The 15,386-nt window shown below is 33.4% G+C and carries 13 protein-coding genes; 1 reads left to right on the top strand and 12 read right to left on the bottom strand.

Translation table 11 applies throughout. From position 1 onward, the window contains the following. The 11 genes from DMZ43_RS02470 to DMZ43_RS02520 all read right to left on the bottom strand — a co-directional run bounded on the left by DMZ43_RS02470 (position 1) and on the right by DMZ43_RS02520 (position 10,736). Positions 1-975 carry a deoxyhypusine synthase family protein gene (locus tag DMZ43_RS02470; protein ID WP_129759357.1) on the bottom strand — a complete coding sequence of 325 codons (975 nt, stop codon included), beginning with the start codon at positions 973-975 and terminating at the stop codon, positions 1-3. After that, positions 965-1,906 carry an agmatinase gene (gene speB / locus DMZ43_RS02475; protein ID WP_129759358.1) on the bottom strand — a complete coding sequence of 314 codons (942 nt, stop codon included), beginning with the start codon at positions 1,904-1,906 and terminating at the stop codon, positions 965-967. Before speB ends, DMZ43_RS02470 begins: the two co-directional genes overlap by 11 nt. Next, positions 1,896-3,296, bottom strand: a complete 1,401-nt coding sequence (locus tag DMZ43_RS02480) for an arginine decarboxylase (protein ID WP_131506070.1) — start codon at positions 3,294-3,296, stop codon at positions 1,896-1,898. Before DMZ43_RS02480 ends, speB begins: the two co-directional genes overlap by 11 nt. A gap of 397 nt (positions 3,297-3,693) precedes the next feature. Then, positions 3,694-4,563 carry a pseudouridine synthase gene (locus DMZ43_RS02485; RefSeq protein ID WP_131506071.1) on the bottom strand — a complete coding sequence of 290 codons (870 nt, stop codon included), beginning with the start codon at positions 4,561-4,563 and terminating at the stop codon, positions 3,694-3,696. 75 nt (positions 4,564-4,638) lie between these two features. Then, a complete protein-coding gene (locus DMZ43_RS02490) occupies positions 4,639-5,553 on the bottom strand; it encodes a geranylgeranylglycerol-phosphate geranylgeranyltransferase (RefSeq protein WP_131506072.1) in 915 nt (304 codons plus the stop codon). Between the two features lie 51 nt (positions 5,554-5,604). Beyond that, positions 5,605-6,534 (bottom strand): mevalonate kinase, encoded by a 930-nt coding sequence (locus DMZ43_RS02495; RefSeq protein ID WP_131506073.1) that lies wholly within the window; start codon positions 6,532-6,534, stop codon positions 5,605-5,607. A gap of 38 nt (positions 6,535-6,572) precedes the next feature. Next, a complete protein-coding gene (locus tag DMZ43_RS02500) occupies positions 6,573-7,655 on the bottom strand; it encodes a diphosphomevalonate/mevalonate 3,5-bisphosphate decarboxylase family protein (RefSeq protein ID WP_131506074.1) in 1,083 nt (360 codons plus the stop codon). A 9-nt stretch (positions 7,656-7,664) separates the two neighbouring features. After that, entirely contained in the window at positions 7,665-8,189 is a 525-nt protein-coding gene (locus DMZ43_RS02505; protein WP_238155757.1) for a DUF1697 domain-containing protein, read from the bottom strand. 14 nt (positions 8,190-8,203) lie between these two features. Further along, entirely contained in the window at positions 8,204-8,599 is a 396-nt protein-coding gene (locus DMZ43_RS02510) for an endonuclease domain-containing protein (RefSeq protein WP_129759365.1), read from the bottom strand. 41 nt (positions 8,600-8,640) lie between these two features. Beyond that, a complete protein-coding gene (locus DMZ43_RS02515) occupies positions 8,641-9,870 on the bottom strand; it encodes an NAD(P)/FAD-dependent oxidoreductase (protein WP_131506076.1) in 1,230 nt (409 codons plus the stop codon). Next, positions 9,870-10,736 (bottom strand): acyl-CoA thioesterase II, encoded by an 867-nt coding sequence (locus DMZ43_RS02520; RefSeq protein ID WP_131506077.1) that lies wholly within the window; start codon positions 10,734-10,736, stop codon positions 9,870-9,872. Before DMZ43_RS02520 ends, DMZ43_RS02515 begins: the two co-directional genes overlap by 1 nt. Positions 10,737-10,855: 119 nt before the next feature. Between DMZ43_RS02520 and DMZ43_RS02525 the strand changes: the two genes are divergently transcribed. Then, entirely contained in the window at positions 10,856-11,674 is an 819-nt protein-coding gene (locus DMZ43_RS02525) for a hypothetical protein (protein WP_238155758.1), read from the top strand. On the opposite strand, the gene DMZ43_RS02530 is transcribed toward DMZ43_RS02525, so the two are convergent. Further along, on the bottom strand, positions 11,671-15,378 hold the full coding sequence (locus tag DMZ43_RS02530) for a metallophosphoesterase (protein WP_187347836.1): 3,708 nt from the start codon (positions 15,376-15,378) through the stop codon (positions 11,671-11,673). The genes DMZ43_RS02525 and DMZ43_RS02530 overlap by 4 nt on opposite strands. Positions 15,379-15,386: the final 8 nt, after the last annotated feature.

A 15,386-nucleotide genomic window follows, 5' to 3' on the forward strand; every position in this document is an offset into this window, starting at 1 on the left:
TTACATATCTAGTAGGTAAGCAAATATAAGTGGTGCAACAATAGTAGCATCACTTTCTATAATAAATTTTGGTGTGTTAATATCTAATTTTCCCCAAGTGATTTTTTCATTTGGGACAGCTCCTGAGTACGACCCATAACTTGTTGTTGAATCGCTTATTTGACAAAAATAACTCCAGAAAGGTGTATCAGTACGTTCCATATCTTGGTATAGCATTGGCACTACACATATAGGGAAATCGCCAGCAATACCTCCTCCTATTTGGAAGAAACCAATTCCTTTTTCAGAATTATCAGTGTACCAATCAGCTAAAAATGTCATGTACTCAATACCTGATTTCATAGTACTTGCTTTAAGCTCTCCTTTTAATACATAACTCGCAAAAATGTTACCCATAGTACTGTCTTCCCAACCAGGAACAACTATTGGTAAATTCTTTTCTGCTGCTGCATACATCCAAGAGTCTTTTAAGTCTATCTCGTAGTATTCTTCAAGTACACCACTCAATAACATCTTGTACATAAATTCATGCGGAAAATAACGCTCTCCAGCTTCTTCGGCATCTTTCCAAATTTTAAAAATATGCTCTTGCAATCTTCTAAAAGCTTCCTCTTCAGGAATACATGTATCAGTTACTCGGTTTAAACCTCGCTCTAACAAATCCCACTCTTGTTGTGGTGTTAAATCGCGATAGTTTGGTACACGCTCGTAATGAGAGTGCGCAACCAAGTTCATGATGTCTTCTTCTAGATTGGCTCCTGTACAAGAAATAATATGTACTTTATCCTGACGAATCATTTCAGCAAAAATCTTCCCAAGCTCTGCAGTACTCATAGCTCCTGCTAGAGACACCAGCATTTTTGCTCCTGAGTTTAATTGGTCTTCGTAAGCCTTTGCCGCATCAACTAATGCTGCTGCATTAAAGTGCAAATAATACTTTTCAATAAATTGTGATATGTGTCCTTTAGTTGTCATCCTCGTCATTAAATTTAGAAAATTTATTTATTCCTGAGCTGTTATCGCTAAAATTATTGTCATAATCATCATCTACATCTTCATTTAAGAATTTATAGGTTAACATTTTATAATACAGCTTTGCAGCTAAAAAGTCTGATGATTTATCAATTTTATTTGGGCACAACTCAACGATATCAAAACCTACTACGTTTCTCTCAGCAAATACTTGCTTTAAGAACTCTAGTGTTTCGTACCAGAATAATCCTCCTGGTTCAGGTGTTCCTGTACTTGGCATAATTGAAGGGTCAAACGCATCTAAATCAAACGTGATAAATACGTTATCAGTCATTTGATCTATTGCAGAATCCATCCAGTTGTCATCTTCAGCCATTTCGTGAGCAAAATAGGTTTTGTCCTCATCCATAACTGTTTTTTCCATAACATCCATTGAGCGAATACCTACTTGAATTAAATTAGTCGTTTGACTTGCTTCATAAACAGCACATGCGTGGTTACATTTTGAACCTTCATACTCCTTACGTAAGTCAGCATGTGCATCAATTTGCAATACTGTTAAGTTATCAAAACATTCATTAAACGCACGAATACTTCCTATTGAAATAGAATGCTCTCCACCAAAAAGGGTTACAAACTTATTGCGTTTAATATACTTTTTAGTCATTTCATGTACAGCATCAACTACAGCTTCTGGTGATGCGCTTTCAGTAATTGCATCTGCTAAAAACACACCTTGCTTGTAAACCTCAGTATCGGTTTCAATGTCATAAAGCTCCATATTTTCAGAAGCATCTAAAAAGGCATCAGGACCTTTGTCGGCACCTTTTTGCCAAGTACTTGTACCATCGTAAGGCACAGGAATTAAAACAATTTTTGAACTGTCTAATTTGGAATATTCTTCTGAAATTCCAGCATACGTTTTATTGCTCATGGTAACCTAAAATTTTAAGTAAGTCTTCACTTTTTTGTTGTTCACTAAATAATTCTGTTGTGATGTTTCCATCGTTGTCTTTATCAATTAAAATATGTTTTGGCGACGGAATCAAGCAGTGTTGCAAACCTCCAAATCCACCAATAGTTTCTTGATACGCTCCTGTGTTAAAGAAGCCAATATACAAGGGTTTTTCTTTGTTATATTTTGGTAAGTAAATAGCATTCATATGCTGTTCACTATTGTAATAATCGTCACTATCACAAGTTAACCCTCCTAACAACACACGCTCATAACTATCGTTCCAACGGTTTACTGGAAGCATAATAAAGCGCTTGTTTATTGCCCAAGTATCAGGCAATGTTGTGATAAATGATGAGTTAATCATATTCCACTTTTCACGGTCGTTTTGTTGCTTTTGGTACAACACCTCATAGATTGCTCCTCCACTTTCTCCTACAGTAAAGCTACCAAATTCGGTAAAAATATGTGGCACCTCAACATCTGCTTCATCACAAGCAATTTTAATTTGGTTGATGATTTCATCTACCATATACTCATAATCAAACTCAAATGCCAACGAATTTTTAATTGGAAATCCGCCTCCAATGTTTAAGCTGTTCAAGGTTGGACATATCTTTTTTAAGCTAATGTAAACTTTTAAACATTTTAAAAGCTCGTTCCAGTAATACGCATTATCACGAATTCCTGTATTAATAAAAAAGTGAAGCATTTTTAATTCTACTTTCTTATTATCTTGAATTTGACTTTTATAAAATGGCACAATGTTTTTATAACCTATTCCTAATCTTGAGGTATAAAACTCAAATTTAGGCTCTTCTTCTGACGCAATACGGATTCCTACTTTAAACTTGCCTTTAATTTCTTCTGAAAGTAAATCTAGCTCTTCATAATTATCAATAATTGGAATACAGTTTTTATGACCATCGTTAATTAGTCTAGCAATATTGGTGACGTATTGAGAACGCTTAAACCCATTACTAATCACATAAGTTTTATCTGTGATTTTTCCAGCTTTCTTTAAGCTTTCAACGATATCAATATCAAAAGCCGAAGAGGTTTCTATATGAATATCATTTTTTAAAGCCTCGTTAAGCACATGCTTAAAGTGAGAACTTTTTGTACAGTAACAATAGTTATATGTTGCTGGATAATTATGCTTTTTTATCGCATTATCAAACCATGTTTTTGCACGATTGATGTTATTTGATATTTGCGGTAAATAGGTAAATTTTAAAGGAGCTCCATAAGTTTCTATCAATTGTTTTAAATCGATATCATGGAATTGTAAATGGTTATTTTCAAGTTTAAACTCCTCTTGAGGAAAATAAAAAGATTGATTGATTAAATCAATGTATTTAGTATTCATGTTTTTGTTTTGTTTTTACTCTTTTGAGACAAGTTAATCAATAATGCCATATAAAATAGCAAAATCAATTGGTTACATTATGTTTTAAAATTTAAAAATGTGAATTATTCTGGAATTCGACATTAAGATAACAACAAATTAATGTATATCAAACTTGTATTTGAGGATGGGTTGTAGGAATGAAGCCATACAAATGTTGGCTCATAACGATGTAGTAAGCGGAAGTTAGCTCTAAAATTCGGTTACTTAACCTATAAGCAGTTTTTGAATATGACTTCCTGATGTTCAAAAACCCGAACGTAAAAACAGATTTCAATTTGTTCAGCTAAATGCACTGCAAATGAAATACATTTTTTTTATAAAAAAAGTTTTTTTTTATTTTTTTTAAACTTTTTAACTACAACATCTTTAAGGTGTTGATTTCCTGAATTGTAAGGTGTTTCCAGTGACCACGAGGAATGTCTTTTTTGGTAAGATGTGCAATCGCTACACAATCAATTTTAATGATATTATATTTTAAATGATCAAAGATGGTTCTTATTACTGTGTTTCCTGTATTTTTAATTTTTAACCCTATTTGATTTTTTGATTCACCTTCAATATAGCTAACTTCTTCAACATATATTTCTTTTCCGTCAACCTTCAAACCGTCTTGAATAGCTTTTAAGTCTTCAAATTTTAAGTTTTTATCTAGTTCTATTTGAAATAAGCGTGTTACACCATTTTTAGAATTGGTGAATTTTTTAACCACAGTTTCATCATTGGTAAACAACAATAATCCTGTTGAGTTTCTACCTAAACGTCCAATAGGTTTAATACGTGCGCTAGTTGCATTTGCTACCAAATCCATTACTGTACGTCCTTTGCCTTCGCTTGTGGTTGTAGCAAAACCCTTAGGTTTATTAAGTAAAACATATGTTTTTTTCTCAGGTGTAATGCGTGCTCCATCATAACGCACATCGTCATCAAGTTGCACTTTATAGCCCATTTCGGTAACTACTTTTCCATTTACAGTTACCAAACCAATTGCAATATGCTCATCAGCTTCACGACGAGAACACATACCTGAATTGGCAATGTATTTATTTAAGCGTATTTCATCTGCTGACGCCTTTGTGGTGTTTTTCTTTTTCATAGGAGCATTTCCTCTTGCATAGCTTTTTCCTCCAGAGTTGTTTCCTCCTCTTCCAGATCGAGTTCCTTGGTTGTGTCTTTGTCCTCTACCTGATGGTCTTTTGCTTCCTCCTGTACCTTGCTTTCTGCTCATATCTTTATTCCGCTAAAACGGAAATTGTATTAATTAAACTAAATTTTGCTGCAAAGATATACGATAAATTATTGCTTATCGAATAAAAGTGATTTTATTAAGCACTAAGCCAATATCAATCAAAGGAATACTAATGACTCCTAAAACTATAATAAGCTTTAAAATATTATGAAGAATTAAGTATTGTGATTTTGAATTTGATTTCCATAGCATTACAACAAACACTAAAAGCAACACAATACTTACATAAAAGTAATAACTCATTTTACCTACTTGATACTGAAAAATTAGCAGCAGCGTAGGTACTAATGTCAACACACTTAAAACAGTGAGCATTAATTTTGAAGCTTTTTCACCATACACCACAGGAATAGTATGATAGTCTTGAGCCATATCTCCCTGAAGATTTTCCAAATCTTTTGTAAGCTCACGCATAGAAATCACTAAAAACAAAAACATAGCATGCACAAAAACTACGTGCTCAAAGTTTTTATAGTATACAAAAATGACAAAGAAAGGTGTAATGGTTAAAATAGCAGAAACCAAGTTACCAATAAACGGTAACTTTTTTAATTTATGAGAGTAAAACCAAATTGCAAAAATATACACCGAAAAGAATACTACCGCTCTAAATGACACGTAACTAGCCAAAATAACAGCAATGAAATTAAGCACAAAATAGAATGATAGCTTCGTGTTTTGACTCACTAATCTGTCTAACATCGTTTTTCTTGGCCTATTGATTAAATCCTTTTCAGAATCGTAGAAATTGTTAATAATATAACCTCCAGCAATAGCAGCTGCCGATGCAAGTACAAGCATTAATAAATTAAGGTCTAGAACAACTTCCTTTACTGGTTTATCATGTGCTAAAATGTAAATGGATGCTAAATACTGCGCAATTACTACAACCAAAATATTATAGCCTCTAATCACAGAAAACATACTGAAAAACTTAAGTAGGATATGTTTTTGTTTTCTGGTTAGCATAGAAATTGAAAGTGAGATTCTAAAACAAGTTCAGAATGACAAAAATGTGTATTAAAAATTATAAACCACTTCTAGTTTATAACCTTCTAACGCTTTTTTGGCTTTATTAATGTCTTCAGTGAAACCTAAAATATAGCCTCCACCACCAGAACCGCAAAGCTTTAAGTAGTAATCATTGGTTTCTAAACCTTTCTTCCATAGTTCATGAAATTGCTTTGGAATCATAGGTTTAAAATGATTTAAAACCACTTTAGATAATTGCTTGGTATTATTAAACAATGATTTAATATCACCTTTTAAGAAGTCTTCAACACAAGCATCGGTATGTTTTATAAACTGGTCTTTAAGCATATTACGGAAACCTTCTTGCTTCATGTTTTCCATAAAAATACTTACCATAGGAGCTGTTTCTCCTACAACACCACTATCTAATAAAAAGACAGCACCTTTACCGTCTACTTTTTGCGAAGGGATACCTGTTGCTTCAATATTATCTTTTGAATTGATAAGAATTGGCAAACTCAAATAACTGTTTAATGGATCTAATCCAGAAGATTTTCCATGGAAAAAGGATTCCATTTCAGAGAAAATAGCTTTAAGCTGCAATAACTTTTCACGTGTTAAATTCTCTAAAACAGTTATTTTATCATGAGCATATTTATCGTAAATCGCTGCAACAAGTGCACCACTACTTCCTACACCATAACCTTGTGGTATAGACGAGTCAAAATACATTCCACTGGCAATATCTTGCTTTAATGCTTCAATATCAAAAGTCACTAATTCAGCATCAACTTGCTCTAAATAATCAGCAAATCGTTTTAAAGCATCATTGGATGCTTTTGCGTCATTGGTAAGCTTTGATGCTACTTTTAAAGCACCATTATAAAAATTATACGGAATAGATAATCCTTTGGAATCTTTAATGATTCCATATTCTCCAAAAAGTAGGATTTTTGAGTAAAAAAGTGGTCCTTTCATAGTTTCAATAGCAATCTACTATGTAAATATACGATTAATTATTCTATTTGGTTCGCTCCAAAACCAATTTGGTCGCAAATATATTCGCCATTTTTACAATATGCAACTAATTCGTTTTCAATAAAGTTAAGAATTTCTACTTTTTCAGATTCTGGATATAATATATGAACATTAGCACCTGCATCTAACGTAAAACCAATATGTAAACCTGTATCTTGTCTAAATTTCCAAATACGATTAATTACTTCCAAAGTGTTTGGTTTCATTAAAATGTAATACGGATTGCTAGTCATCATCATAGCGTGCAATGTTAACGCTTCGCTTTCCATTAGGCTGATAAATCCTTTTATGTCGCCAGCCTCTAGAATTGGTTTTAGCTTTTCAAGATTATCGTGAGCTTGCTGAAAACGACTTGCAGCATTCGGATGATTATGCATTAAATTATGACCAACTGTACTACTTACTTGTTTTTCGCCTTTGTCAATCAACAAGATGGTATCTTGATAGTTTTTAAAATGGTCGTGAACCGCATAAGGATATTTCACTCCAAACAAATCACTGCTTTCAGCTACATGTTTTGTGTATCCCCAAACAATTAAATCGCCTTCCACACTTCTGCATGCCGAACCAGAACCTAAACGCGCCAAAAACGATGCTTTGTGATTAAAAAACTTATTAGACATTTCTGTATTAAACAGTTTTTCAACACTCATTAAACACAATGCCAAAGCACTCATTCCTGAAGCAGATGATGCAATTCCTGAACTATGCGGAAACGTGTTTTTTGTTTCAATAGTAAAATGAAAATCCTTTAAAAACGGCACATATTGCTCAACACGCTTAAAGAATGTTTCAATTTTTGGTTTAAAAGCATCTTTTTTTTCTCCATCTAAAAACACATCAAACGAAAAATCGCTAGTTGCTTCCTTTTGCTTGTATGATAGTGTTGTTATGGTTTTGCATTGACTTAACGTAAAACTTATAGATGGATTCTCTGGAATTTGCGGATCGCGTTTTCCCCAATATTTCACCAAGGCTATGTTACTAGGCGATTCCCAAGTGACTTTTCCTTGTTTTAAAGTGTTTGTATATGGCTTTGGAATAAAATCTTGTTCAGTCATTATCTCTAATTATTCCGACAAAGATAACAACTTTAGCATTGTTTTATAGTTTCTAGCAGTTGCTGTGACATTTAATTTCTTTTCGAAGAAATTATTGTTGTATTTGGTTTTCCCATAACCTGTAGAACAGTAAAAATAAATACAGTTTTTGGTTATTGAAACTTCTTCGTTAGGGTATTTTATTTCTGCAACAGCATCAATCAATTCTTGCTTTGGCGCATCATATAATAATGAGAAGTAACTGTTTTGCTTTTTTTCTTCGGAAAAAGGACAATCATCAAAAATCTGTCGCAATACTTTAGGCGTTATTACTAAAACAGGCACATCAAAGCCAAAATGATTTTTTATAGCAACTTCTATTTGATTTTTAAGCATTTCAGCAGATGCAGCCGCATCAAAAATGACGTTACCTGTCTGAATATAAGTTTGCACATTTTCTAAACCAGAATCTGTTAATAGTGTACGTAATTCTGCCATCGGGATTTTCTTGTGTCCCGATACATTAATACCACGAAGTAGTGCTATATATTTCATAATTTATTTCCCTCCTAGAAAGGAGGGATTAAGGGAGGTGTATTATTTTCTTCAAATTTAAGAATATAATCTTCGATTGCTCTAATAACATTATCAATATCATTCATGATTTGAAAATCAGAAAAACGCAAAACATAAACCCCTAAATCATTCAATCGTTTTGTCTTTTTCACATCCTTTTCATAAACCTCTAATATTTCATGAGAATAGCCATCACACTCAATAGCTAATTGTAATTTATTACAAAAGAAATCAACGATGTATTCATCAATAGGCTTTTGTCTATGAAAATCGTATCCATACATCTGGCTTCTGCGTAAATAAGTCCAAAGTTTAATTTCTGACTTTGTAGCGTTATTCCGAAGTTGCCTTGCTAATTCTTTAAGTTTTGGATTGTAATAAATTTTCATTCGAAACTAATTTATATGAACACACCCCTAATCCCCTCTTTTTAGAGGGGACTTTTTTTGGCTATCGTCTTTGCAGCAATAAAAGCTCCTGTCCACGCATTTTGGAAGTTAAAGCCACCTGTAATGGCATCTATATTGAGTACTTCGCCAGCAAAATATAAATTAGGAATGCGCTTACTTTCAAACGTTTTAAAATTGACTTCTTTTAAATCGATACCACCTGCAGTAACAAATTCGTCTTTAAACGTGCTTTTTCCATTGACATCAAAAACAGCTTGTGTTAACTGCTCTGTAAGACTGTCTAATTCTTGCTTGTTTACATCTGCCCAACGTGCATCTTGAGTCATACCTGACGCTAAAACCAATTGCTGCCATAAGCGTTTAGGCAATTCAAACTGTGGTAATTTATAAACTAGTTTTTTACCAAAATCGTGTTTGATAGCTTTGAGATGATCTAAACAACTCTCAAAATCTTGCTTTATAAAATTAATTTCAATTTGAAATTTGTAATCCATTTTTGCTAATTCCACAGCGCCAAAAGCCGATAATTTTAAAATCGAAGGCGCACTCATTCCCCAATGCGTAATAAGCAAAGGTCCTTGCGATGATAAATCGGTTTTTAATATGTTTACTTCTACATCTTGAGCAACAACTCCTGGAATGTTCTTAATACGTTTGTCATTAATATTAAATGTAAATAGTGACGGAACAGGTTGCACAATCGTATGACCTAATTGTGATATTAATTTCCAAAATTTTACGCTACTTCCTGTGGCTACAAGTAGCTTTTCACATTGAAAATTGGTGTCTTTTGTTTTAATTTGAAATACCTCTTGTGCTTCTAAAATTTCAATATCCTGAACATTTTGGCTATATAAAACATCTATTTGAAGTTTTTGGGCTTCGTTTAAAAAACAATCTATAATGGTTTGCGACGAATCGGTTACTGGAAACATACGACCATCTTCTTCTATCTTTAATGCCACACCGCGCTTATCAAACCACTCAATGGTATCACCTGTCATAAACTGATGAAAAGGTCCTAACAGCTCCTTTTCGCCTCTTGGATAATTATTTACCAATTCCTGCGGAATAAACTCTGCATGCGTCACATTGCAGCGACCACCTCCAGAAATTTTCACCTTTTGTAAGCCTTCTTTATTTTTTTCTAGAATGCAGATATTGAGCTTTGGGTTTTGCTCTGCGCAATTAATAGCCGCAAAAAAACCTGCTGCACCACCTCCAATTATTATAACGTCGTAATGTTTCATTAGCTATTTAATGGACGCATTAATCCTTCTTGAGCCACTGAAGCTACAAGTTTTCCGTCGCGCGTAAAAATATTTCCTTTGGCAAATCCGCGTGCATTTGAGGTATTAGGCGATTCAATAGAATACAGCAACCAATCGTCAAAATCAAAATCTCTAAAATACCACATAGAGTGATCTAGACTAGCAGTTTGCGTATTTCCCCAATGTGCTTTACTAGCATGACGATTCATTGCAGCAGCCAGAATATTATAATCTGAAACGTATGTTAGAATTTGCTGCTTTGATGCTAAATTCAAATTACTTGTATCGCCTTTTAATTTAAACCAGACGTTTGTAAAAGGCGGCAAATCTTCTTTATTAAACGGATTTACAACCTCAACAGGTTTAAACTCAATTGGGCGTTCAATTTCAATAAATCCTTTTGTTTTTTTAGGAATCGCATCGCCAAATTGCTCTAGCATATCAGTCCAACTCATTAGTTCTTCTGGTTGCTTTACCTTGGTATTTATATCAATTTGATGATTATAGCCATCTTCTTTTTTATGAAACGATGCCGAAAGAATAAAAATGGTTTTTCCGTTTTGGTCTGCAGTCACACGACGTACCGAAAAACTTCCGCCATCTCTCACCAAAGCCACATTATAGATTATAGGAAGTTCTAAATTTCCTGCTTCTAAAAAATACGCATGCATAGAGTGCAAAACTCTGCTATTAGTTATGGTTTGCGAAGCTGCATTAATGGCTTGCGCCAAAACCTGACCACCAAACACATTTGGGCTTCCTACGGTTTTATTATACCCTTGAAACACATTAACATCAACGGATTTTAAATTGAGAAGTTCGAGTAAATCTTCAACTTTTGTCATAATCATAAAGGCTTTTCAGTTTCAAAATTATTAAAAATGAACAAGCAATAGCTCATATTTTATAAATACTTTAAGGTTAATAATTTTAGTTTGGTTAACAATCTCAATATCTTGTCAGCATGAAGATTTTTATAATGATTAAAGCCCAAATTTTATTTTTCGCCTTTATTTTAACCGCTTGTCAAACAGGAAAACTTGATGTAGTTTGTAATATACCTGAACATCTCACTGAGGTTTCAGCTATTGAAACTATTGACAATAATGACTTGTTTTGGGTTATTGAAGATAAGGGAAATGCTAACAACCTTTACGCAATTGATGTTAATGGAACTTTAAGTAGAGATATAGACATTGATAATGCAGATAATATTGATTGGGAAGAATTAACTTCGGACACTGAAGGCAATATTTATATTGGAGATTTTGGGAATAATTCAGGTAAACGCGATGATTTTTTTATTTATAAAGTAGCGCATTCAAATTTGAATGATGACGACGTTAATGCTGAAAAAATTGAGTTTTCGTTACCAAAAGGTATTAAAAAGAAGGATTTTGAAGCTTTTTTCCTGTTTAATGACCATTTCTACCTTTTTAGTAAAGAAACCAAAAAATGTGTATTGCTTAAGGTGAAAAATGAAATAGGAAAGCAAACCGCAAAACTTGTTACTGAATTTAATCTTGACGGAAAAGACAATAAAATCACCTCTGCTGATATTAGTAACGATGGTAAAACTGTAGTGCTTTTAAACCATGACAAACTATGGAAAATCACAGGCTTTAGTTCAGATAACTTTTTTAAAGGCAATGTAGAAGCTCAATATTTTGACCATAATTCTCAAAAAGAAGGCATTTGCTTTAAAGACCAAAACACAGTTTACATTTCTGAAGAGCGCAATGGCGATTTAGGCAGTAACATTTATAGCTTTAAGCTTCACTAAAAGTTTAAACCAAAACCAAACGAGAATCGCCAACCTTCGACACTATTAAAAAAGTTAAAAGTTCCTGAAAGACTTTCGGCTGCAGTTATCCAAGTACCAAAACCGTAGTCGTTGTGCCACTTTTCGGAATCTTCATATTTTGCCCAAACTCGACCTACATCAAAACCTCCAAAAACACCTATTTGAAATGGTAATGTTTTTGTTTTAAAAGATGGAAAGCTGTATCGTAAATCGGCACTTGTAACCAAGGAACTTTTTCCAGTAAATCGGTCTGTTCTAAAACCTCTTAGTCCATTATGTCCACCAATAATTGCACCTTGGTAAAACAAGAAGTCATCACCAAATCTTAACTGAGTTCTGATATCTGTTTTAAGCACAAGCTCTCGCATACCAAGAGCATTGTAAAACCCTAGATTTGAGTTTACAAAAGCAAATATGTTTTTAAACTTTTCTAATTCGGTTTTTGCTCCTGCATTAAACATAAATGTCATTCCTTTGCTTGGATTGATTTTATTATCAAAACTTTCATATTCATAAGTTGCATCAACTGATGAAAAATAACGTCTTTCATAAAACACTTCATCTGAACCAACTGGAACCAAATCGGTAATTATTCTATTGGGTGAGTCTTGTAACTCTACACCTTCAAAAGCAAGTTTAAACCCATAATCACTACCAAATCCAGATTTTTTCACAATTCCAATAGATGCTCCATAAACACTGGTTTTTACCCTATTGTAATCTAAACCCAAATCGTCATCATTATTTACGGTTTCATTACCATATCCAAAGTAATTATTTGCAAAATTCTCACTAGTAAGTACTCCGCTTAAATGCAAGTTCCATTCACCAAAAATATTTGCAAATTCACCTTCGTACCTTAAATCAAAACCGCTTGTTGCAAAATAATATCCTGTTTTAAACCTATGTTCTTGCGAAAACGGATTACGTTGAAATCCTTTTACTGAGTAATGAATTGAACCTCCAATTAAGAATCCATCATCTGGATTGAACCCCAAATTTGGTGTAATTACAGTATTTCTAGTAATATTTTTCTTGAAATCAAAAAGGTTTAGGTTGTAAACATCTGTCAATTTTATCTGCGCGCCTTTATTTTCTTGAATTGTGTTCTTTTTACTTTTATGGTCGTAGATTTTAACGCGTCGTCCTTTTTTTATAATGTAAGTGTCGTTTTCTTGACCTCCAATTAATCTTGTAAAAATTAAGTTGTTAGCTTTTCCTGTAACTTCAAAAACATCTTTATCATCTAAACCATAAATCCATAACTCTTTTGTGATGTCTTTATCAAAAACTCTATCAACCAACACATCGGCTTTTTCTCCATCTTTAATTCTTGAGATTGTAACCTTAGTTTTATTGTCTCCAATACGCTTTACTTCAATATAATCGTCTTTATCAGTTGCTGAAAGAATTACTAATTCATTTAAATAATTATAATATCGCTTAGCAATGTCTTGCAGATTACCTCTACGACCTTTTAGCTTTTGTTTGATTTCTTCAAAAGTTTCGTCTTGAACTTCTTTAGGTGTTTTTGAAAAAGCGTGCTCAATAACATCATCTGTAACGTTTTCTTGTAAAAACTGTGCTTGTGCTAACCATACATCAAGTTCTGACTGCTGAATTAAAACTCGGTCTAGTTTAACTCCAGCACTATTCATCCATTTGACGTCTTTCAGTTCTTCATCATATACTTGTAACTGATTTGTAGACCCTGAAATTACTCTCATAACATCTAACAACGCACCATCAAAATTTGAAAATACTTGGTCTCTATCTCTTGGTATTGGTTTGTAGAGTTTATCTCCATTTTCTTGGTCAAATTGTGCCCAACGCCATTGATCTTGATGTCTGTCCCAATCTCCAATTAGCATATCAAACAAACGTGCACGAATGTATGCTTCTTCGTCTATTTTATACTCTTCGTCTTTACGTACTTTTTCAATGATATCGTGTGTGCTTTCAATATCATCAGCATAACCAAAAGTTCTTTCATCAGTATAATTGTCTTCTGGTCGCTCTTCAATCATATACAACTCATCACCATATTCAGTATTAAAATCACCTAAGTGTTTATGCTTTGGAATATAGTACAGCTTTGGGTTGGTATGATATACATCTGCAGCATCAGACAAATCAGGAACTACCATAAACGCATAAGGATGGGCTGCTGTATAGAAATCGAGAATTAAACTTTCAACTTCGGTTTGTTCAAACTGATCTTCAATATAATTTTCTTTAAACAAAACCGCTTGTAAGTACTGCGTTGCACTTTTTCGTAATGCTCTCATGTTGAGTTCACGACCATCTTTTGTCTTTAATCTTAGAGATCTTGTTTGGTGTCCTCCACCTTTTCTAACTACTTCTAAACCTCCATAGAGGGTATCTAACGTAGCTACTTTAGCTTTAATTTTTGTACTATAAACTTTTCGGTAGTGATCTCCCCAAACCGATTTAAAAAACATAGATTTATCTGTTTCTTCTTCATCGTAAACAGAAACCTCAACTTCATTAGGAAACGTATCAGGAAGCGATGATGTATCAAAATGCTTGTTTGGTTTATAAACCTCTTTTTGAAACAGTACTTTAGGTGTATTACCTTCGGCATCATAATATCTCACCCAAGAACTTCCGTCTTTAAAAACGGTAAGTTCAGCAAATCCTTGCTTTCCATAGGAAAACAATCCGTCATGTGATAATGCTGCATAAGACTCTTTAGCTCCTGATCCTGAAACTATTTGTTTTATACCTTCGTGCTCAATGTACTGCAAGGTATGTTCATGACCCGAAACAAAAACGATGTTTCCACTTTCCTTCGCTAAAGTTTCTATTCTGTTAACGAGTTTATGGTATCTTTCGTTGTATCTATCTTGTATTGAAATTCCTCCTTGAGTTCTAATTTGTGTAATTACCGAACCTAAAATTGGCATTGGAATTTTTTGCTGCAATGGAAATAGATGCTTTATTGCTGCATATTGTCCTCCATGTGTACCATTAGTGTACATAGGATGATGCATCGCTAAAACAATGGTCTTGTTCTGCGCTTTTTTAATTTCTCCTTCGAGCTCCAGAATAAATCTATCTCTTGTTTTTATTTCGCACTCATCATTTATAGTTGGGTTATGATTCCAGTTTTCGAGATACCACTGACTATCTATAATGATTAATTGAACTGTTTCATTTACATCTATACTCTCTAAAGGACAACCGTTTTCAGGCAAAAAAGTGTTTTTCCCTAAAGCATCCTCCACATATTTCTCTTGCGCTTTAACACCTTTCACACCATTGGCATACCACTCATGATTGCCAGGAATAAAAATGATTTCACCTTTAAAATCTTTAACTGATTTAAATTGAGCATCAAGATTGTTTTCATCACTTGCTCTCAATTTATGGTTTTTACCATGAAGTCCTGAAGGATATACATTATCTCCTAAAAAAAGAACATAATCGTCTTTTGTTTTCTTTCCTTGCAAATGTTGATTTAAAGCCGTTAAACCTTTTGACATTCCATTTTCTGGTGATAAACCTGCGTCTCCAATAAGATAAAATGTTTTATCAATTTCTTTATCAGGAAATGAAGGTTGCGACCATTCTTCATTACTATATTGAGGTTTGTAAGTAGCGCAACCAATGGTTAAAAAAGTAATGACGCTTAAAAACAAAAGCTTTTTTGCGGATATCATATGTAAAA

Source organism: Meridianimaribacter sp. CL38, from assembly GCF_004328055.1.
Classification (GTDB): domain Bacteria; phylum Bacteroidota; class Bacteroidia; order Flavobacteriales; family Flavobacteriaceae; genus Gaetbulibacter_B; species Gaetbulibacter_B jejuensis.

What these genes read in the sequence shown, in the direction of transcription:
- DMZ43_RS02470 (WP_129759357.1), bottom strand. Translation starts at nt 975, where the DNA reads ATGACAACTAAAGGACACATATCACAATTTATTGAAAAGTATTATTTG.
- speB (WP_129759358.1), bottom strand. Translation starts at nt 1,906, where the DNA reads ATGAGCAATAAAACGTATGCTGGAATTTCAGAAGAATATTCCAAATTA.
- DMZ43_RS02480 (WP_131506070.1), bottom strand. Translation starts at nt 3,296, where the DNA reads ATGAATACTAAATACATTGATTTAATCAATCAATCTTTTTATTTTCCT.
- DMZ43_RS02485 (WP_131506071.1), bottom strand. Translation starts at nt 4,563, where the DNA reads ATGAGCAGAAAGCAAGGTACAGGAGGAAGCAAAAGACCATCAGGTAGA.
- DMZ43_RS02490 (WP_131506072.1), bottom strand. Translation starts at nt 5,553, where the DNA reads ATGCTAACCAGAAAACAAAAACATATCCTACTTAAGTTTTTCAGTATG.
- DMZ43_RS02495 (WP_131506073.1), bottom strand. Translation starts at nt 6,534, where the DNA reads ATGAAAGGACCACTTTTTTACTCAAAAATCCTACTTTTTGGAGAATAT.
- DMZ43_RS02500 (WP_131506074.1), bottom strand. Translation starts at nt 7,655, where the DNA reads ATGACTGAACAAGATTTTATTCCAAAGCCATATACAAACACTTTAAAA.
- DMZ43_RS02505 (WP_238155757.1), bottom strand. Translation starts at nt 8,189, where the DNA reads ATGAAATATATAGCACTACTTCGTGGTATTAATGTATCGGGACACAAG.
- DMZ43_RS02510 (WP_129759365.1), bottom strand. Translation starts at nt 8,599, where the DNA reads ATGAAAATTTATTACAATCCAAAACTTAAAGAATTAGCAAGGCAACTT.
- DMZ43_RS02515 (WP_131506076.1), bottom strand. Translation starts at nt 9,870, where the DNA reads ATGAAACATTACGACGTTATAATAATTGGAGGTGGTGCAGCAGGTTTT.
- DMZ43_RS02520 (WP_131506077.1), bottom strand. Translation starts at nt 10,736, where the DNA reads ATGACAAAAGTTGAAGATTTACTCGAACTTCTCAATTTAAAATCCGTT.
- DMZ43_RS02525 (WP_238155758.1), top strand. Translation starts at nt 10,856, where the DNA reads ATGAAGATTTTTATAATGATTAAAGCCCAAATTTTATTTTTCGCCTTT.
- DMZ43_RS02530 (WP_187347836.1), bottom strand. Translation starts at nt 15,378, where the DNA reads ATGATATCCGCAAAAAAGCTTTTGTTTTTAAGCGTCATTACTTTTTTA.